Raw genomic sequence first — 19,337 nt, forward strand, 5'->3', positions numbered from 1 at the left:
TCAAACTCTCCGTTGAAGACTCACAATCACACCCCGAAAGATGCAATCAGATCAAAAACCAGAGTCCGAAAACCCAGCAAAACAATCGCCAGCCGGAAAATAGCTGACAAAAAATGCCCGACCCTCCACACGGGGAGCGGAAGAGCCGGAACCAAAAAATATTTGGCACTGACATTCATCGACACACTATTGAGTTCTCAAAGAACACACGCACACACGTTCATTCCGGAACAACCGAAACTTCAGTGAGGCAACTTTCCCAGCTTAGCCCATTCGTTCACCCGATCAAAATCGGGCTCCCTATCGAGCCAGTGTGATCGCCAGGCGCTCCTCGTCCTACCTCGTTTCCCAGTCCTTCCGCTCAGCGTCTCCGCCTTGCTTCTCGGCTCCGGGTCGGTGTCCGTGTCGCTCTGACCTGGAATAAGTTACGCGGCGTCGAACGCTTCGTCAAATCGCCTGCCCAGCGCGCTAATTCGCAGGTCAGAGGCGCGCGACCCGCGCGATCACGGCCTGAATGACACAAGTGTGATTCAGACCACGACAAGATCGATTCGCGCCTAGGGCCTGTCCTGTAACTCATCGCAGCCAGAGGATGATCGCAGCGATGGTGATTTCGGCCTGGTAGTACGCGGCACGCTTGGCGTAACGGGTCGCCAGCCCACGGAACTGTTTGAGCCGGTTGAAACAGCGTTCGACCACATTGCGCTGCTTGTAGACCTCGGAATCGAAGGCCGGTGGCCGGCCACCGGCCGAGCCCTTCGAAGCGCGGCGAGCGATCTGATCGTCGCGTTCGGGACTGACGAACCGGACCCGCCGTCGCCGCAGCGCGGCCCGTGTCGAGGGATGGGAGTAGCCCTTGTCCGCGATCACGACCTCCGGCCGCATACGTGGCCGGCCCAGTCCGAGCCGCGCCACCCTGATCCCGTCCAACAGCGGCAGGATCTGCGGGTTGTCACCGGCCTGACCACCGGTGATCAGAACCCGCATCGGCAGGCCACGGCCATCAACAGCGAGGTGGATCTTGGTGCTCAGCCCGCCCCGGGATCTGCCGAGTGCTTCACCGTCGACGCCGACGGCGCCCCCTTTTTCCGGGCTCCGGCAGCATGCTGATGGGCCCGCACGACGCTCGAATCGACCGAGACGATCCATTCGACCTCACCGATCGAGTCGTCCTTGACGATCACCTCGTCGAGAATCTTCTGCCAGGTCCCATCAGCCGTCCAGGTCCGCAGCCGCTCATGCGCGGTTTTCCACGGTCCATACCGTTCGGGCAGGTCACGCCACGGGGCGCCGGTGCGGAGTTTCCACAGGATCGCGTTAATCACCTGCCGGTGATCACGCCACCGCCGCCCACGTCCCGAGACCGGCAGCATGGGCTCGATCCGAGCCCATGCCCGATCGGTCAACTCACCACGACCAACCACACCCGAAAGCTAACACCAACCACCACAACGAATTACAGGACAGACTCTAGCCGGCGTTCCCCGATGCCCGGAGCAATTTGGCGCCGAGCCTTGCCAGGAGGTCTTTCATTTCGGTGGGTTCGACGACCTCGAAGTCCAGGTCCAAGTGCGCGATGCGAACGGCGGTCCATTCCAGTGAATCCGCGGAGGTGCGCAGGAGACAGGTCCGCCCGTCCAGCGGTTCGATCTCCTGCGCGCGCACACGGAACCCCTCCACCAGGACGTCCGCGGCGGCATGGACCCGCAGGACCACGTGGCGAACCGGCCGGGAGCGCGCCCATTGGCTGGTGACGAAACTCGCCGCGTCTTCGGCGGGCAGGGGCCGGGGCGCGCAACGTATGCCGATCGGCTGAGGTGACGACAACCGGTCCACGCGGAAGGTACGCCAATCTGCGCGGTCGACGTCCCAGGCCACCAGATACCAGCGGCGGCCCGCGGAAACGAGGCTGTGCGGTTCGGCGAGACGGCGGCTGTCCGCGTCCGTCTTGTCGCGATAGCGGAATCGGATCCGTTCGCTGTCGCGCGCGGCGGCGGCCAGGGTGACGAGCACCTCGGGATCGACCATCGGACCGGCGGCCGGTCCCCCGAGCGACACGGTGGTGGCGTCTATCGCGTCGACCCGGCGGCGCAATCGGGACGGCAGGACTTGCTGCAGTTTCACCAGGGCGCGGGCGGCCGATTCCTCGATCCCGATGACCGCGCCCTGCGCCGCGCCACGCAGTCCGAGGGTGATCGCGACCGCCTCCTCGTCGTCGAGCAACAGCGGTGGCAGCGCCGCGCCCGCTTCCAGGCGGTATCCGCCGAGGGGGCCGAGGCCGGCCACCACCGGATATTCCAGCTCGCGCAGACGGTCGACGTCGCGGCGCACCGTGCGCACCGTCACCCCGAGCCGCGCGGCGAGCTCGGGGCCGCTCCATTCGCGGCGGGTCTGCAACAGCGAGAGCAGTTGCAGCAAGCGCGCGGCGGTCTGGGTCACATGGCCCAGTATGGCCGCGAAGGAGGACAGATTCCGACCTCATCGGCCCCTAGCGTGACGATCGTGCAAGCTCATCGAGACTCCATCACGATCGTCGGCGCGCGCGAGAACAACCTCCGCGACGTCTCACTGACGATCCCCAAAGGCAAGATCGTGGTCTTCACCGGCGTCTCCGGATCGGGCAAGTCGTCGCTCGTCTTCGGCACCGTCGCGGTCGAGTCGCAGCGACAGCTCAACGAGACCTTCACCTGGTTCATCCGCAACCGGCTGCCCAAATACGAGCGGCCGGAGGCGGATGCGATCGACAATCTGGCGCCCGCCGTGGTCGTCGACCAGAAGCCGATCGGCGGCAACTCCCGCTCGACGGTGGGAACGATGACCGATATCCAGTCGATCATCCGCGTGCTGTTCTCCCGGCACAGCGTGCCGAGCGCGGGCGAGGCGACGCGCTACTCGTTCAACGATCCGCTGGGCATGTGCCCCGCGTGCGGCGGCCTGGGGCAGGTGGTGCGCCCGGATCTGGACAAACTGCTCGATACCGGCAAGTCGCTCAACGAGGGCGCGATCACCTTCGGGCCGTTCGCGGTGGGAACGTTCCAGTGGCAGCTCTACGCCGAGTCCGGGCTTTTCGATCCCGACAAGCCGCTGCGGGATTTCGGTCCGGAGGAATGGCGACTGTTCCTGCACGGCAAGGGATTCCGGGTGCCGCGCAAGAACCGGAACGGCTCGGCGGGGAACAACGCCTACGAGGGTCTGCTGGAGCGGTTCGATCGCCTGTATATCAAGCGCGACCTCGCCGCGTTGTCGGACAAGAATCGGGAAGCCGCCTGCGCGGTGGTCACCGAGGAGGTCTGCCCGGACTGCGGGGGCGCCAGGCTCAACGCCGCCGCGCTGGCGAGCCGCATCGACGGGCTCGGCATCGCGGACTACGGCAGGCTGGAGGTCACCGACCTCATCGAGGTGCTCACGGGCCTGGCTGATCCGGTGGCTCGCCCGATCGCGCAGGCGGCCATCGCCCGGCTGCGCCGGATCGAGGAGGTCGGGCTCGGCTATCTGTCGCTCGATCGGGAGACCGCGACCCTGTCCGGCGGCGAGGCGCAGCGGCTGAAGGTCGTCCGGCATCTGGGCTCCAGCCTCACCGGCATGACCTACATCTTCGACGAGCCGAGCGTCGGCATGCATCCCCGCGATGTCGGACGCCTCAACTCACTGTTGCGGCGGCTCCGGGACAAGGGCAACACCGTGCTGGTGGTGGAGCACTCCCCCGATGTCATCGCCGTCGCCGACCATGTGGTCGACATGGGGCCCGGCGCCGGTTCGCACGGCGGGCAGGTCGTGTTCCAGGGCACGGTCGATCAGCTGCGGGTCGCACCGACACCCACCGGCGCGGGATTGCGCCGCGCGCGGCGGGTGAAGGAAGAGGTCCGTCGGCCGACCGGTTGGCTCACCGTCGCCGATGCCGACGCCTACAACCTCGAAAACCTGACCGTCCGGTTCCCGACAGGCGTGCTCACGGCGGTGACCGGCGTGGCCGGGTCCGGCAAGAGCACGCTGGTATCGGGGGCGTTCGTCACCGCGCACCCACAGGTCATCGCGGTGAACCAGTCCGCGATCGCCGCCTCGCGACGTTCCAGCCCCGCCACCTATCTCGGCATCATGGACCCGCTGCGTCAGCTCTTCGCCAAGCGACACGGCGTCCGACCGGGGTTGTTCAGTTTCAACTCGGACGGCGCCTGCGGCGAATGCGACGGCGCGGGAGTGATCTTCACCGACTTGGCATACATGGACCCGGTCACCACGGTCTGCCAGAGCTGTCACGGGCGCAGGTACCGGCCCGAAGCGCTCGCCTACGAGATCCACGGCGCGTCGATCGCCGACGTCCTGGAGATGTCCGCGGAAGCGGCGCTCGATTTCTGGGCACACGACGGAGACCGGCGGATTCGCACACCGTTGCGCGCACTGCTCGACGTCGGTCTCGGCTACCTGACTCTCGGCCGCGCACTCTCCTCGCTGTCCGGCGGCGAGCGCCAGCGCGTCAAGTTGGCCGATCATCTCCAGCGGCGCGACGGCACGGGGGTCTACGTGCTGGACGAGCCGACCACCGGGCTGCACATGTCCGACGTCGACACCCTGGTGGGGCTGCTGGACCGGCTGGTCGACGCGGGCAACACGGTGATCGTCGTCGAGCACGACCTGGACGTCGTCGCGCGCGCGGATTGGGTGATCGATCTCGGACCCGGCGGCGGAAAGCACGGTGGCGAGATAGTTTTCGCCGGCACCCCGGCGGCCTTGCTGGCGGATCACCGGTCGCTGACGGCGAAGTATCTGCGGCGCAGTGTCGCCGTTCGCGTATGACCGCGCGCAAGCAACTGTCCCGGCAGACGACGCCGATGCCGGGATCCACCGATATCCGCAGGATGGCACACGGACGCACACCCCGGCGCATTATGAACCTATGACGACACGGGAGGTGGTTCGGGCGGGAGCTTTCGGACGGATCTACGACCCGAGCGCCGGTGAAACGGAACCGTGGTACATCAACGACCACACGATTGTTCGTGACGATGCCGGGCGGTGGCATCTTTTCGGAATCACCCATCCCGAACCGGCGGACCCGTTCGACGAGACCGAGTTCGCCCACGCCGTCGCGGACCGGCTGCACGGGCCGTGGACCAAGCACGATTGCGCCCTGCGAGTGGACCCGGACTACGGCGAAACGCATCTGTGGGCGCCTTACGTGGTCGACGCCCATGGGCAGTACTACATGTTCTACGCGGCGGGTGGTGCCGACCGCACCGGCGCGGCGATGAATCTGGCGATCTCGCCGGACCTGTTCCGCTGGACCAGATCGCCGGCGGGGCCCGTGTTCCACGACGGCTACGACGCGCGCGACCCCATGGTGGTGCGCGTGGGCGACCAGTGGGTGCTGTACTACTGCGCGACCAGCACCCCCGCGGGGGGGCATCACGTCGTCGCCTACCGCACCAGCACCGATCTCGTGCACTGGGGCGAGCGGCACATCGCCTACACGGACCCCGTCAAAGGCACCGAAGCGGGCAATACCGAATCCCCTTACGTCGTCCGGCATGACGGGTGGTGGTATCTGTTCATCGGTCCACGCCCGCGATATGTCGGCACCGATGTCTTCCGCAGCGACAGCCCTTTTCGCTTCCGCATCGGAGACAAGGTCGGCCACATCGCCGCGCACGCCGCCGAAGTGATCCACGACGACGGCCGGTGGTGGATCACCAGCGCGGGCTGGGGGCAGGGCGGGGTCCATCTGGCGCCGCTCCGCTTTCCGCGGTCGCGCGTCGTCAAAACGGTTCCGCGCTAGGCGGACCGGCGCGCGGGATTTCGGCGAATCGCCTCTGCGGCCCGGCCGCGGCTGGTATCTGTTGATCGAGTCGAACTCTCCGATCACCCCACCTACGGGAGGGACCGGCATGGCCCGTATCGGCGTTATCAGCATTTCCGATGGCCGCGACTATGTGCATGCGGGCATCGCCGATTTCATCGCCTCCAGCGAGGACCGGCTGGTGGCCGCGCTGAAGGCGGCGGGCCACGACGTGGTCCGCGGCGCGGCGCCGGTCAGTGACAACGCGCTGGCGAGTTCGGTGGCGCGCACCGTCGCGGCGGCGGGCGTCGATCTGACCGTTCTGCACTATGCGGTGTGGGCGTTCCCGCACTTCACCATGCTCGCGGCGGGCGCGATACCGGGGCCGCTGCTGTTGCTGTCGAATATCGACCCGGTGCAACCGGGCATGGTGGGCATGCTCGCCGCGGGCGGCGCGTTGGATCAGATCGGGCGCAAGCACGGCAGACTATGGGGTGACCCGTCGGATCCCGAACTCGTCGAGGCCATCGGCGTGCGCGCGCGAGCCGCGGCGGCCGTATCGGGCTTGCGTGGTTCGACGTTCGGGCGGTTCGGTGGGCGGCCGATGGGCATGAACACCGCGGTCGCCAACACCGATCAGTGGCAGCGGCAGTTCGGCATCGACGTCGAGGAAATCGATCAGTGGGAGATCGTGCGGCGCGCCGAATTCGCCGACGCCGGCGAGGCGAGGGCCGCGCGGGAGTGGCTGGAGCGGCACACCGCGGGCGTGCACTACGACGGTGCGAAGCTCACTCCGCAGCTGCTGGAACGCCAGATCCGCTCCTATCTGGCGGTCCGCGAACTGATCGCCGAATGGCGACTGGACTTCTCGGGGATCAAAGGACAGCCCGAACTCACCCAGAATTTCGCCACCATGGACGTCACCGAGGCGTTCCTCAACGATCCCTACGATTGGAACGGCCCGAAGGAACCGCACGTCTGCGCCACCGAAGCGGACATGGACGGCGCGCTGACCATGCAACTGCTCAAGCGGATCGCGGACACCCCGGTGCTGTTCGCCGATGTCCGGCACTACCACGCCGATCGCGACATCTGGGATCTGTGCAATTCCGGCCAGCACGCCACCTGGTTCGCCGCGCGCAGCGCCGATCCCGCGGAAAACCTGGCAAAGGTGCACCTGTATCCGGAGGTGTTCTTCTTTCCCGCGGGCGGAGCCTCGGTGCACCATCTGGCCGCGCCGGGACAGATGACCTTGGCGCGGCTCACCCGTCTGGACGGCGCCTACCGCATGCAGCTGATGCTCGGCGAATTCGAGCACTACGACCAGCAGACCAACGACGCGCTGATGAAGCAGTCGACCTGGGAGTGGCCGCACGCGTTCGCCCGGCTGGACGCGCGCGCCGAGGACTTCCTCAACCGCTTCGGCGCCAACCACATCCACGCGGTGCCCGGCGACCACCGGGCCGCCGTGCGCGCGACGTGCGAGTTGCTCGACGTCACGGTGGACGAGTTCACGCGGTGACGATGGTGTTCCTCGGCATCGACATCGGGACCTCGAGTTCGAAGGGCGTGCTCACCGACGCCCGTGGCAGGATCGTCGCCAGAGCCGAGCGGGCGCACGAGGTGTCCATACCGCGTCCCGGCTGGGTGGAGCACGACGCGGAGACGATCTGGTGGGCCGACTTCGTCGCGCTCGCCCGTGAGTTGGTGGCGGCGGCCGACGGCGCCGCGCCGGTGGGTCTCGCGGTGTCCGGTATCGGCCCGTGCCTGCTGCCCGCCGACGCGCAGGGCAGGCCGTTGCGCCCGGCCATCCTCTACGGCGTCGACACCAGGGCCGGTGCCGAGATCGCGGAGCTGAACGCCGAATTCGGCGCGCGGGCCGTGCTCGACCGCGCCGGGTCACCGCTGACCAGCCAGGCGGTCGGCCCGAAGGCCCGATGGCTGGCCCGGCACGAGCCGGACATCGCGGCGCGCACCGCGATGCTGCTGATGGCGAGCTCTTTCCTGGTGTACCGGCTCACCGGCCGCTACGTTCTCGACCACCAATCGGCCAGTCAGTGCGTACCCCTGTACGACCTGCGTGCACGAGCGTGGGCCACGGATTGGGCGGAGCGGATCGTACCGGGCTGGACGTTGCCGGAGCTGGCGTGGCCCACCGAGATCGTCGGCCGGGTGAGCGCGGACGCGGCTGCCGCCACGGGACTGCCTGCGGGACTGCCGGTCACCACCGGGACCATCGATGCCTGGGCCGAGGCGGCCAGCGTCGGCGTCCGCGCGCCGGGCGACGCGATGATCATGTACGGCACCACGATGTTCCTGGTGCAGGTGCTCACCGACCCGCGCCCGCATCCCGGTCTCTGGGGCACCTGTGGCACCTGGCCGGATACGTACACGCTCGCCGCGGGCATGGCCACCTCCGGCGCGGTGACCGATTGGCTGCGCAAGCTCGTGGGCGGAGAGTTCGCCGACCTGGTCGCGGCGGCGGCGGACGTGCCCGCGGGCAGCCGGGGGCTGCTCGTACTGCCGTATTTCGCCGGGGAGCGCACTCCATTGTTCGACCCGGACGCTCGCGGAGTCGTCGCGGGACTCACCCTGGGGCACGGACGGGCCGAGCTCTATCGGGCGGTTCTGGAGGGCATCGCGTACGGGGTGCGGCACAACCTGGAGGCCATGACCGAAGCCGGCGGGCGGGCGGGGCGTCTGGTGGCGGTGGGCGGTGGCACCAAAGGCGGGCTGTGGACTCGGATCGTCTCCGATGTCACCGGGCTGCCGCAGCAGTTGCCCGCCGATACCGTCGGCGCGAGCCTGGGCGACGCTCTGCTCGCGGCCGAGGCGGCCGGGGTCGACACCTCGGGGTGGAATCCCGTCGTGGACACCGTGCGGCCGCACCCGGAGCGCGTCGCGAAATACGCGGAGTACTACCGGCACTACCGAGATCTGTACGATCGCACGACGGATACCGCGCATTTCCTTGCGGCCGAACAACACCGTGCCGGCGTTTCTTCCTGATCGCGGATGTCCGTGTGGCGACGCAGAGTTGGTTCGCAGAACGATACGAGGATTCCATGCCCACGATCACTCCGACCCAGGACGATTTCGGCTCCGTCGTCGCCTCCCATCCGATCGTGGAGTGGTGGACCGGCTGGAGTGCGCAACCGGCCGCGGCGGGCGGGACGAAGACCGCGCGCCGAGGGGGGCCCGCGCCGACCGCGCCCCGATACGGGTGGCCGGGATCGTGACCGCGCCGGGCGGTGAGCTGTGGCGGCTGGACGGCACGCGAACCCGGTCGGTCAGCGCCGAGAATCCGACGGGTGCGCCGGGTGCGGGCGCCCAGGCGACCGACGGCACCGGAGCGCATGCGGCGCGCCTGTTGGGCCCGGGCTGGAAGGTCTCGCCCTCCATCGCGCTCGCGCACGGTGAGACCGCCACGTTGGCCGATGTTTCCGGCCCCGGAGTGTTCCGGCATTTCTGGCTGACCACCGAGCGTTCCGTCCTCCGCGGGCTGACCCTGCGCATGACCTGGGACGACGCACCAGCGCCCGCGATCGAGGCGCCCCTCGGCGACTTCTTCTGCAACGGCTGGGGCGAGACGGCCCTGCTCGGTTCCGAGATGGTGGTCGTCGCGCCCGCCGGTGGCTTGAACAGTTATTGGCCTATGCCGTTTCGGCATCGTGCGCGCATCACGCTGGAGAATCGGTGCGGCCGCGAAGTCCCGGTGTACTACCAGGCGACCTACACCGAAGAGGACGTCCCGGACGACGCGGGGTATCTGCACACACGATGGACGCATACGACCGGCGTGGGGAATCCAGCCGTTCACACGATTCTCGACACGGTGCCTGGGCCCGGCCGTTACGTCGGCACCTACCTCGCCATCCGCCCGTGCGCACCGGGATGGTGGGGTGAGGGCGAAGTGAAGTTCTTTCTCGACGGGGACACCGACCACCCCACTATTTGCGGCACGGGTACCGAGGACTATTTCGGCGGCGCCTGGAATTTCGACCTCGACGGGACCTACCGGACGTATTCCACGCCCTATCTCGGGTTGCACCAGGTACTGCCGCCGGAGGAGATCTATCGCCCGGAGCAGCGGTTCGGCATGTACCGCTGGCATGTGCGCGATCCCATCTGTTACGAGCGGGAGCTGCGCGTCACCGTGCAGGCGCTGGGATGGCAGGACGCGGCGACCTATCTCCCGCTGGCGGACGCCGAGTTGGCGACCACAGCCTGGTGGTATCAGGCCTGATCGAGGTCGTCCGTATCGGGCGGAAAGTCCGATGTCAGCAGTTCGTCGGCGCGCGCAAGTGCCGCGTCCATGCCGGCGGTGAGATCGTCCAGCACGGTGAGGCCGTCCAGCAGTCCGGTGAGCTCGTCCTGCACGGCGCGCAGTTCCGCGATCGCCGGGTCGACCGGGAACCACGCGACCGAGTCGCGCCACCACGGATCCTCGGAGAGCCAAGCCCACAGCACGTCGCGCACCAGCACCGGGTCGGAGGTGTACATCTGGAAGGTTTCCGTCGCCGAACCGGCTCGGTGCTCGAGCTCGTAGACACCGTCGGGCAGCAACCGGGCCCGGATCTCGTGCAGCTCGGCGCGGCCGAGTTCGAGCACGGCGTGCCCGGGTCCGGGCGGTTCGCCGAGCGGGTCGCCGAGCGCGTCCTCGGTGAGTTCCGGCAGTTGCGTCCCGTCTCCCGTGCGGATGCGCACGTCGGTGGGGTCGATGCTCATCGCGCCAGTCTGCCCCATGCGGCCGACGCGTACGCGATATGCGCCGGCGCGGGGCCGTCGGGGTGCAAGGTGTTCGTATGGGTGTGCTCGGAAGGTTCGCCGGATCGCGCGGCGGGTTCGTTTTCGGCAGGCGGCCGGCTTCGTGCGAGGCCGCCTTCATCGGCCCGCGTCCGCCGCGCTCCGGCTGCCGTGGCGGCGATATCGGCCGGATTCGCCGGGGGTGGGCGGGATGACGACGGTCGCGGGAATCGACAGTTCCACCCAGTCGTGCAAGGTGGTCGTCTGCGACGCCGACAGCGGTGCGGTTCTCGGGCGCGCGCGGGCCCCGCACCCGGAGGGAACCGAGGTGGACCCGGCCGCGTGGTGGGACGCGCTGCGGGTGGCCGGTGCCGGATTACTCGACGGCGTCGACGCGATCGCCGTCGCGGGGCAGCAGCACGGCTTGGTCGCGTTGGACGCTGTGGGCGCGCCGGTACGGAATGCGTTGTTGTGGAACGATGTTCGCTCCGCAGACGCGGCGGAGGACCTGATCGATGAATTCGGCGGGCGGCAGGCCTGCGCCGATGCGGTGGGCAGCGTGCCGGTGGCGGCCTTCACCGTCACCAAACTGCGCTGGCTGGCCGACCACGAGCCGGAGCTCGCCGACCGCACCGCGCACGTCGTGTTGCCGCACGACTATCTGACCTGGCGGCTACGCGGCGGCGGACCAGGCCGCATGCTCGAGCCGACCACCGACCGGGGCGATGCATCCGGTACCGGGTATTGGTCGCCCGCCGGCGGCGGCTATCGCGAAGACCTGCTGGCCCTGGCCTTTCGGGGACGTCGCCCCGCCCTGCCCCAGGTACTCGGCCCGGCCCAGCCGGCCGGGCGCACCCCATCGGGCGCACTGGTGGCCGCCGGAACCGGGGACAATGCCGGGGCCGCGCTGGGCTTGGGCATCATGGAGGGCGACGTGGTGGTCTCCCTCGGCACCAGCGGGACGGTTTTCGCTCGTGCCGACCGGCCCGCCGCCGACGCGACCGGCGCGGTCGCCGGGTTCGCGGACGCCACCGGCGCGTTCCTGCCGCTGGTCTGCACGCTGAACGCCGCCCGCGTGCTGACTTCGGCCGCCGATCTGCTCGGTGTGGACCTGCCCACGCTCGAATCGCTGGCCGCGCAGGCGCCGCCGGGCGCGGACGGCGTGGTCCTGCTGCCCTATCTCGCCGGTGAACGCACCCCCAACCTGCCGCGCGCCGCGGGCAGCTTGCACGGGCTGCGGCCGGAGGCGATGCGCCCGGGCACGGTGGCCCGCGCCGCCTTCGAGGGTCTGCTGTGCCATCTCGCCGACGCGCTCGACCACCTCACCGGCACTGGGGTGACGCCGCGGCGCGTGCTGCTCATCGGCGGCGCCGCGCGCTCACCGTTGGTCGCGGAGACCGCCGCGCAGGTGTTCGGCGTCACGGTGACGATTCCGGAACCCGACGAGTACGTCGCGCTCGGCGCCGCCCGCCAAGCGGCCTGGGCCCTGGCGGGCACATCCGGGCCACCGTCCTGGCCGGCGCGCTCGGTCGCGGAGATTCCGGCCCCGGCCGATGCCGCGCTCGGACGAGAGATCCGTGCCCGATACCGGAGCGCACGCCAGGCACTGTACGGCTGACCACGCTCTTCGTGCCCGGCTGTGCGCCCAGCGCGCACGGGTCGGAATCCGCGCCGACCGCCTTCGCCACTTCCCGAGTCGCTGATTTTCGTCGCCGGGTGGCGCCTCGACGGCGTGCGGGGTTGGATCACCTCGTCGAAGAGAGGTGGACGAATGATCGATACCCAGGTGCGAAGGGCGGTGACGGCGGAACGGACGGAACTCGCCGAACTCTTGGCCGGGCTGGATGCCGCGGGCTGGGACGCGCCGACGCTGTGCGCGGGCTGGCGGGTCCGCGAAGTGGTCGCGCACATCACCATGCCGTATCGCCTGTCGAGTGCACGCTTCACGCTGGGGATGCTCGCGGCGTTCGGGAATTTCAACCGCATGGCCGACCGCACCGCCCGGATGGACGCCGCCACGCTCAGCACCTCGGATCTGCTGAAATCGCTGTGGGACAATGTGGATCATCCGTGGCGGCCACCGGGCGGCGGACTGTCCCACGCGTTGAGCCACGACGTCATCCACGGGCTGGACATCACCGTGGCGCTGGGGCTGGATCGCCGGGTGCCCGAGAATCGGATGCGCTTGGTGCTGGACACGATCGAACCCAGGACCGTCAAACTGTTCGGCGCCAAACTCGGCGGTGTCCAATTGCGCGCCGACGACCTGGACTTCCGCTACGGCTCCGGCGCGGTGCTCTCGGGCAGCGCGCAGGACCTGCTGCTGGTTCTGTGCGGGCGCAAGTTGCCGCCCGGGCACCTGGCGGGCGAACCCGCCGAGCGGTTCACCGTATCGGAATGAGCCGGGAGGAGGCGCGGCACTCACCGGTCCAGCGCTGAATCGCGCAGGTAGGCAGCCGTTTTGTCATCGGCAGGAAAGTACGCCTCGACGGCGATCTCGTCGAGTGTGAGGTCGAAGGCCGCGCCGAAGGTGGTGATCGTGCTGAAGAACGTCAGGTCCGCGTCGCGGTGGCGCAACCGGACCGGCAAACGTGATGTCCACCGGATCACTGTCCGCACCACTCGCGGCGCCATAGGAGCGCAGTTCCTCGTACAGAGCCGCCGGCTGCGGATCCCCGGTCGCCATCGCCTGTCGTGCCGGCCGGGGCAGCAGGAAAGCCCGGACCTGCTCGAGGTTGCGCAACCGGGACGCGAAGCCGCCGGGGTGCTGTCCGAGCCGCATCATATTGATCGGCGGTTCGAGCAGTGCCGGATCCACGCCGTCGAAGAACACGGCGACGCAGTCGTTGGCCTGCACGAGATTCCAGCGCTGGTCGACCGCCGGCGCGGGATACGGTTCGTGCAGATGCAGGACCTCGCTGCACGGCCTCGCGGGCGCGCCGCAGGGCGGGATCGGTCCAGTCGCGACGCCGGTACTCGGGGCGCGTGGCCCGCGGCGATCAATCGATGCGTCTCGCCGCGCATTGTCACCTAGTCCGCCGGACCGGCCGCGTCAGACGTTCATCGGCGTGCCGAACGTGCGGCCGCGCGCACGACCGCAGCCAGTGCGGCCGCCACGGCAGAATCCGCTCGGCCGCAGGACCAGCCGGTGTGTCCGCCGCCGCGGTACTCCAAATAGGCGATCTCGGATCTGTCGTCGTCTCGCCCGATCGACTGCGGGGTCAGTCCCAGCACCTCGATCGGATACCCGGCATCGGCCAGCGCCTCGGTCAGCACTTCGAGCGGGCTGCCCGTGCGCCGCGTGCGGCGGGTGACCCCGTCGACGATCAACGTGACCTCGGTGCTCGCCTCGTCACCGCTGGTGCGCCAGTCTTTCAAGGCCAACCCCGACGGGTCGTCGAAATACACCGCCTCGAAAAGATCGCGCAGCTCGGCGGCGGTGATCTCGACTCCCGTGTCGTCGGCGAGCGCCTGTACGTGACCGGCGAAATCGATCTGCAGGCGCCGCGGCAGGTCCATGCCGTATTCGGTGTGCAGTAGATAGGCGATGCCGCCCTTCCCGGACTGGGAATTCACCCGGATCACCGCGTCGTAGCTGCGGCCGAGGTCGGCGGGATCGATGGGCAGATACGGCACGTGCCAGTCCAGTGCGCGCTCCGCCTTGCCCGTCGCGGCGGCCCGAGCCCGGTGCTCGGCCATGCCCTTCTTGATCGCGTCTTGATGGGTACCGGAGAACGCGGTGTGCACCAGGTCGCCGACGTACGGGTGCCGTTCGTGGATCGGCATGCGCGTGCAGTATTCGACGGTGCGCCGGATCTCGTCGATGTCGGAGAAGTCGATCATCGGGTCCACGCCCTGCGCGTGCAGGTTGAGGGCAAGCGTGGCGATGTCGACATTGCCGGTGCGCTCGCCGTTGCCGAAGACGCAGCCCTCCACGCGTTGCGCGCCCGCGAGCACCGCCAGCTCGGCGCACGCGATGCCGGTGCCGCGATCGTTGTGCGGATGCACCGACAGGATGACGCTGTCGCGCCGGGCGAGATTGCGGTGCATGTACTCGATCTGGTCGGCGTAGACGTTCGGTGTGGCGACCTCGACGGTGGCGGGCAGGTTCAGGATGACCGGCCGCTGCGCGGTGGCGTCCCACAAAGTCGTCATCCGGTCGCAGATATCGAGCACGTAGTCGGGCTCGGTCAGGTTGAACACCTCGGGCGAGAACTCGAACCGCGCGTTCGGCAGGTCCGCGGCGCAGTCGAGCACGGCGCGGCCGCCGTCGAGGATCAGCTCGCGCAGCGCCGCGGGATCCTTGCCGAGCACGATGTCACGCCATGTGGGCGCGGTCGCGGTGTACATGTGGATCACGACGTCGTTGGGGATGCCGCGGATCGAGGTGACGGTGCGCTCGATGAGATCCCGCCGGGCCGGGGTGAAGACGGCGATCGTCACGTCCTCGGGCGCGATGTCGTCCTCGGCGAGGAGCCGGACGAAGTCGAAGTCGGTCTGGGAGGCCGACGGGTAACCGACCTCGATCTCCTTGTAGCCCATAGCGACCAGCAGCTCGAAGAACCGGCGCTTGCGCGCCGGGTCCATCGGTTCGGCGAGCGCCTGGTTGCCGTCGCGCAGGTCGACCGGCACCCACAGGGGCGCCCGCGTGATCCTGGCTTCGGGCCACTTCCGTTGCGTGAGTGGTACTTCTACCCGCTGGTGGACGTCGCGGTAACGATACGAAGGCATCTGGGAACGCCGCTGGCGATTCCACGCCGGAGCCTTGCCCGGTATCTCGCCCGCGGGAGTGTCGATGCTGGGAAAAGCGGTGCTCATGGATCTGCTTCCTGGCCATTGCGGCCGTCACGACGAACGGTGACCGGCCACGACGAAGCCCCACGGCGGGCGGCCGGTCGTTCAGGCCCCGCCGTGGCGGCTAAGCAGAAGCATGGTGCGCATGATGGCTAGACTGTACACCACTCCTCAGACAAGTAGAGAGGTATCGGATGATCTCCCAGGTACGACGCCATCCGCTGGCCGCGCAGGCGGCCGACGTACTGCTCGCCCGCATTCAGGCAGGCGAATGGCCGCTGGGTCATCGCCTGCCCGGTGAGACCACGCTGGCCGCGCAGCTCGGCGTCGGCCGCTCGACGCTGCGGGAAGCCATCCGCGAACTCGCCGGGAAAGGCGTGCTCGACAGCCGCCAAGGCGCGGGCGTCTTCGTGACGGCGCTGGAGGTGACCGAGGAGTGGGACGCGGTGCTGCGCCGCGCCACCATCGCTTCGGTGATCGAAGCGCGCATCGCGATCGAGGCCGAGGCCGCCGCCCTGGCCGCGCAGCGGCGCACCGCCGCCGACCTGCGTGCGATCCGCCGGACCCTGGCCGCCAGGAAGGCCCACGGCGAACCGGTGGCCGAGCACGTCGACGCGGATATGGCGTTCCACCGGGCGGTCATCGTGGCAGCGCACAACGACGTGCTGACCCAGCTGTTCGACACCTTCCTGCCCCGGCTGCGCCTGGCCATGATCGACATGCTGAAGATCCGGCCGGTGCCGTCGGAGTCCGCCGATCACGCCGCGCACCAGCGACTGGCCGAGGCGATCGCCGCCCGCACCCCCGCCGCCGCGGCGGAATACAGCCGCGCCCACCTGACCACCCTGAAAGAGGCTTTCACGTGACCGATCCGGTGCTGGAACTGACCGATGTGACGTTCCGCCGCGACGGCAAGAAGATCATCGACGGGATCTCGCTGACCGTGCGCGCGGGTGAACGCTGGGCGCTGCTCGGCCCCAACGGGGCGGGCAAGAGCACACTGCTCGGCTTCTGCGGGGCGGTCACCTTTCCCACGTCCGGGTCGGTCCGGGTGCTCGGCGCGGAACTCGGCCGCGTCGAATTGCAGCGGCTGCGCCGTGGCATCGGTCAGGTGAACCCACGCCACCCGCTGCGCTCTCCACTGACCATCCGCGAGGTCGTGTTGACCGGCCTCACCGCGACGATCGACACCCCCATGCGCTGGATACCGACGCCCGGCCAGCTCGACCGGGCCGACGCGATGATCGACACCGTTGGCCTGACCGGGAAGGCGAACGAGGTCTGGCCCACGCTGAGCCAGGGCGAGCGCGGCCGGACCCTCATCGCCCGAGCGCTGATCGCCGAACCGCGCTTGCTGTTGTTCGACGAACCGTCCACCGGGCTGGACGTCGCCGCCCGCGAGCAGTTGCTGGACACCCTCGACACCCTGGACCGGACCCACCCCGAGGTCGCCTCCATCCTGGTCACCCACCATTTGGAGGAACTGCCCAGCACGACGACGCACGCGTTGCTGATCGCGGACGGTCACGCCGTCGCGACGGGCCCCGCTCCGGAAACGATCACCACCGAGAACGTCACCGCCGCCTTCGCACACCCGGTGGAGGTCCGCCACGACGACGGTCGCTGGACCGCGCGAGCGGCCCGCAAACTTTCCGCGTGGCCGGAGTAGACCCACGTCGAGTCGCGCTGTGCGCCAAGACTTCCCTTCGACTCGACCGCACCACGGTGGTAACGCCGCTGTAATCGACACACCGCATTCCCGTGTGAACATGCAACGAAATCGTCTCTCACCGAAGGGAATGCGGCTACGTGTGGCAGCTCTATCGGGCAGTACTGCGCACCGACGACCACCTCGTGCTCGGCTACGTGGACGTGGGCGCGCGGCTCATGGCCCACGCGAGGATCGGCCACCACCTGGTCCAAGGAATCGAACGACTGCTCGCCGAGCCCGCCAGGGTCACCTGGGCCGGACGAGATGCACGTCCGCCGTCGATCGGCGAAAATCTCTATCGCACGGTTGATTCCGTTGCCGCGCTGGTTCCACCGGAACACGGTGCCGTCGGCCGCTACCTGCTCAATCACGACCTGCGGATCTTCGTGGACAAAGCAACCGTGTTGGAGAACGAAGCCCGTCATCGCATCCACCCGTTGCCCTTGCTCACCGCCGACCCCACACCGGACACCGGCCGAACGGTGGGCGACCACACCCTCCTCGGATCGTGGGCGCACGCTCTGATCTCGGTGCGCGACACCGTGCCGAAGGGCTTCGAACAACGAAAATTCGACCTGGTCGAACGCCTTGGCTGAGCGCCGCCTCGGCCCGCACCGGTCAGCCACGCGTGGAGGGCCGTCGTGCCGAATCCGACCCGGAGCCCGGCGAGTCCGGTCGTCACCGCACCAGCACGATCACAGCGGCCACCGCGAGGGCGAGGACCAGCAGGTCACTCGGCCGGGGCCGCCGTGTTCGTGGAGGGCGCGGGCTCCCCGAAGCGGAAGCGCCCTAGGCACGATCAGGCAGCACGACACCTAACCGGCGAGAACGCAAACTACGCCGTCGAGGTGGCGCGGTGCTCGGCTTCGGCGAGCTCCTTCAGCGTCAGCAGTTGCTTGCGCATCATGATCAGGTCGCCGAGGGCGAGCGCCACGGCGACGAACTTCGGTGCGTTACAGCGTATCCGGACCAGGAGCCGGGTTCCCGCGCCTTCGGGACGCACCGCGTAGGTGACGCACACCTTGTTCGCGAGCAGAGTGATGTGCCTGCCCAGAACGAAGGAGACGAGCTCGAACTGGGACATGAATCGCTGCCCCACCGCCAGTTCGGTGAGTACCGGGTCGCGACGGCGCGGACTGGGCTTGCCGAAGTTGTCCAGCAGGTCGTAGCTGTAGGGAGCGACGCGCAGTTGGCACAGCCAGGCATAGACGAGAGCGGGCGGCGCGTCGATGCTGATCGCGCGATCTGCCTGCAGACCGCCGGGTTGCCGATCGTCGCACGGCAGGGGAGCTTCGCGCTCGGCCTCGGTAGCGCCCCACACCGTCCCGGGGATCATGCCGCCGCCGCGATCCGGCGAAGCATCTGGCGCACGACCAAGCGGTGACCGCCCGTTCCCACCACCAGCGCACGGTAGATCCGACCGTGGAGACCGGGAAAGTCGCCGAAACTGCGGGCGCGGACGCGCGTCCGGCTCGGGCCCTCCTCGTCCAATTCGAAGATCAGCGCGTACTTCGCGAACCAGTGCTGCCCACGCAGCGCCAGACGGTGCGGTTCGGCGACGGAATCGATGACGAACCCGCTCGGCGCTGACGGCTCGTGCGGGTCGTGACAGACGACTTTCAGCAGCGCCTTCCACGCCCGATCGGGATTCGCGTCGATGGATCTGGCATGCTCATCTATATAGGACAAACGCTCCATATAGAAGGAACGTACTAGTACATGGCGCCACCCCGCAAGCACGACACCGACGTGATCCTCGACGCAGCGCGCAGCCTGGTGCTCGCCGAGGGACCCCGCGCGGCCAGCGTGTCGGCCATCGCCGAGGCCAGCGGCGCCCCGGTCGGCACCCTGTACCACCGCTTCGGCAACCGCAACGGCGTGCTCACCGCGGCATGGCTGCGCGCGCTGCACCGGTTCCAGGACGGCACCCTCGCGGCCGCGGACCAACCGGACCCGGTGGAGGCGGGCGTCGGGATGGTCCGAGCCGCCCTGCGATTCGGGCGCGAACTACCCGACGACGCCAAACTCCTGCTCGAATTGCGCCCCCGCGACTTGCTCGACGGCGGGCCGGACGACGAGTTCCACGCGACCCTGGCCGCCATGAACGCGCCGCTGATCGGCCATCTGCGCCGCATCGCGCACGCGCTGTTCGGCCGGGACGGCGAGCGGGAGATCGATGCGGTCAGCCGCGCGATCGTCGATCTGCCCTATGCGGCGCTGCGCCGCCACGCCAACGCTCCGGAGCTGCCCGCCTGGCTCGAGGACGACCTGGCCGGCGCCGCCCGCGCCCTGCTGACCTCCTACCGCCCCTGA

18 protein-coding genes and 1 pseudogene are annotated in these 19,337 nt (G+C 68.8%); 12 read left to right on the forward strand and 7 right to left on the reverse strand.

What is annotated here, in order from left to right; genetic code table 11:
* Positions 1 to 576: 576 nt before the first annotated feature.
* Positions 577 to 1,373 (reverse strand): annotated as a pseudogene (locus ACWEKR_RS17605) (IS5 family transposase).
* Between the two features lie 97 nt (positions 1,374 to 1,470).
* On the reverse strand, positions 1,471 to 2,439 hold the full coding sequence (locus ACWEKR_RS17610; RefSeq protein ID WP_452355336.1) for a helix-turn-helix transcriptional regulator: 969 nt from the start codon (positions 2,437 to 2,439) through the stop codon (positions 1,471 to 1,473).
* Here ACWEKR_RS17610 and ACWEKR_RS17615 point away from each other — a divergent pair, their 5' ends adjacent.
* The 6 genes from ACWEKR_RS17615 to ACWEKR_RS17640 all read left to right on the forward strand — a co-directional run bounded on the left by ACWEKR_RS17615 (position 2,440) and on the right by ACWEKR_RS17640 (position 10,019).
* On the forward strand, positions 2,440 to 4,794 hold the full coding sequence (locus ACWEKR_RS17615; RefSeq protein WP_452355337.1) for an ATP-binding cassette domain-containing protein: 2,355 nt from the start codon (positions 2,440 to 2,442) through the stop codon (positions 4,792 to 4,794).
* 100 nt (positions 4,795 to 4,894) lie between these two features.
* Positions 4,895 to 5,773, forward strand: a complete 879-nt coding sequence (locus ACWEKR_RS17620) for a glycosyl hydrolase family 32 (protein ID WP_452355338.1) — start codon at positions 4,895 to 4,897, stop codon at positions 5,771 to 5,773.
* A gap of 109 nt (positions 5,774 to 5,882) precedes the next feature.
* Complete coding sequence (locus ACWEKR_RS17625; RefSeq protein ID WP_452355339.1) at positions 5,883 to 7,295, forward strand: L-fucose/L-arabinose isomerase family protein; 1,413 nt, start codon at positions 5,883 to 5,885, stop codon at positions 7,293 to 7,295.
* Between the two features lie 2 nt (positions 7,296 to 7,297).
* On the forward strand, positions 7,298 to 8,782 hold the full coding sequence (locus ACWEKR_RS17630; RefSeq protein WP_452355546.1) for an FGGY-family carbohydrate kinase: 1,485 nt from the start codon (positions 7,298 to 7,300) through the stop codon (positions 8,780 to 8,782).
* Between the two features lie 56 nt (positions 8,783 to 8,838).
* Positions 8,839 to 9,012, forward strand: coding sequence for a hypothetical protein (locus tag ACWEKR_RS17635; protein ID WP_452355340.1), 174 nt, complete (start codon positions 8,839 to 8,841; stop codon positions 9,010 to 9,012).
* Positions 9,009 to 10,019 carry a glycoside hydrolase family 172 protein gene (locus tag ACWEKR_RS17640; RefSeq protein WP_452355341.1) on the forward strand — a complete coding sequence of 337 codons (1,011 nt, stop codon included), beginning with the start codon at positions 9,009 to 9,011 and terminating at the stop codon, positions 10,017 to 10,019. The genes ACWEKR_RS17635 and ACWEKR_RS17640 overlap by 4 nt, the downstream gene beginning before the upstream one ends.
* Here the strand turns inward: ACWEKR_RS17640 and ACWEKR_RS17645 are convergent.
* Complete coding sequence (locus ACWEKR_RS17645; protein ID WP_452355342.1) at positions 10,010 to 10,501, reverse strand: hypothetical protein; 492 nt, start codon at positions 10,499 to 10,501, stop codon at positions 10,010 to 10,012. The two genes, ACWEKR_RS17640 and ACWEKR_RS17645, sit on opposite strands and share 10 nt — an antisense overlap.
* A gap of 229 nt (positions 10,502 to 10,730) precedes the next feature.
* On the opposite strand from ACWEKR_RS17645, the gene xylB reads away from it, so the two are divergent.
* Together xylB and ACWEKR_RS17655 are read left to right on the forward strand one after the other, a co-directional pair.
* A complete protein-coding gene (gene xylB, locus ACWEKR_RS17650; protein WP_452355343.1) occupies positions 10,731 to 12,137 on the forward strand; it encodes a xylulokinase in 1,407 nt (468 codons plus the stop codon).
* 153 nt (positions 12,138 to 12,290) lie between these two features.
* A complete protein-coding gene (locus ACWEKR_RS17655) occupies positions 12,291 to 12,920 on the forward strand; it encodes a maleylpyruvate isomerase family mycothiol-dependent enzyme (protein ID WP_452355344.1) in 630 nt (209 codons plus the stop codon).
* Between the two features lie 63 nt (positions 12,921 to 12,983).
* On the opposite strand, the gene ACWEKR_RS17660 is transcribed toward ACWEKR_RS17655, so the two are convergent.
* Entirely contained in the window at positions 12,984 to 13,376 is a 393-nt protein-coding gene (locus ACWEKR_RS17660; protein ID WP_452355345.1) for a hypothetical protein, read from the reverse strand.
* A gap of 203 nt (positions 13,377 to 13,579) precedes the next feature.
* Positions 13,580 to 15,250 carry a 2-isopropylmalate synthase gene (locus ACWEKR_RS17665; protein ID WP_452355547.1) on the reverse strand — a complete coding sequence of 557 codons (1,671 nt, stop codon included), beginning with the start codon at positions 15,248 to 15,250 and terminating at the stop codon, positions 13,580 to 13,582.
* Positions 15,251 to 15,507: 257 nt separating this feature from the next.
* On the opposite strand from ACWEKR_RS17665, the gene ACWEKR_RS17670 reads away from it, so the two are divergent.
* From ACWEKR_RS17670 to ACWEKR_RS17680, 3 genes are all read left to right on the forward strand, one after another.
* Complete coding sequence (locus ACWEKR_RS17670) at positions 15,508 to 16,179, forward strand: FadR/GntR family transcriptional regulator (RefSeq protein ID WP_452355346.1); 672 nt, start codon at positions 15,508 to 15,510, stop codon at positions 16,177 to 16,179.
* Positions 16,176 to 16,982: an ABC transporter ATP-binding protein gene (locus tag ACWEKR_RS17675; protein ID WP_452355347.1), complete on the forward strand. Its 807-nt coding sequence runs from the start codon at positions 16,176 to 16,178 to the stop codon at positions 16,980 to 16,982. Before ACWEKR_RS17670 ends, ACWEKR_RS17675 begins: the two co-directional genes overlap by 4 nt.
* Positions 16,983 to 17,122: 140 nt before the next feature.
* Positions 17,123 to 17,620, forward strand: a complete 498-nt coding sequence (locus tag ACWEKR_RS17680) for a hypothetical protein (RefSeq protein ID WP_195091252.1) — start codon at positions 17,123 to 17,125, stop codon at positions 17,618 to 17,620.
* Between the two features lie 239 nt (positions 17,621 to 17,859).
* Here the strand turns inward: ACWEKR_RS17680 and ACWEKR_RS17685 are convergent, their stop codons facing one another.
* Positions 17,860 to 18,360, reverse strand: a complete 501-nt coding sequence (locus ACWEKR_RS17685; RefSeq protein ID WP_452355348.1) for a hypothetical protein — start codon at positions 18,358 to 18,360, stop codon at positions 17,860 to 17,862.
* Positions 18,357 to 18,722: a hypothetical protein gene (locus ACWEKR_RS17690; protein WP_452355349.1), complete on the reverse strand. Its 366-nt coding sequence runs from the start codon at positions 18,720 to 18,722 to the stop codon at positions 18,357 to 18,359. Before ACWEKR_RS17690 ends, ACWEKR_RS17685 begins: the two co-directional genes overlap by 4 nt.
* Before the next feature lie 21 nt (positions 18,723 to 18,743).
* Here ACWEKR_RS17690 and ACWEKR_RS17695 point away from each other — a divergent pair, with 21 nt between their 5' ends.
* Positions 18,744 to 19,337, forward strand: a complete 594-nt coding sequence (locus tag ACWEKR_RS17695; RefSeq protein ID WP_452355350.1) for a TetR/AcrR family transcriptional regulator — start codon at positions 18,744 to 18,746, stop codon at positions 19,335 to 19,337.

The sequence above is a fragment of the Nocardia sp. NPDC004573 genome, assembly GCF_053602135.1.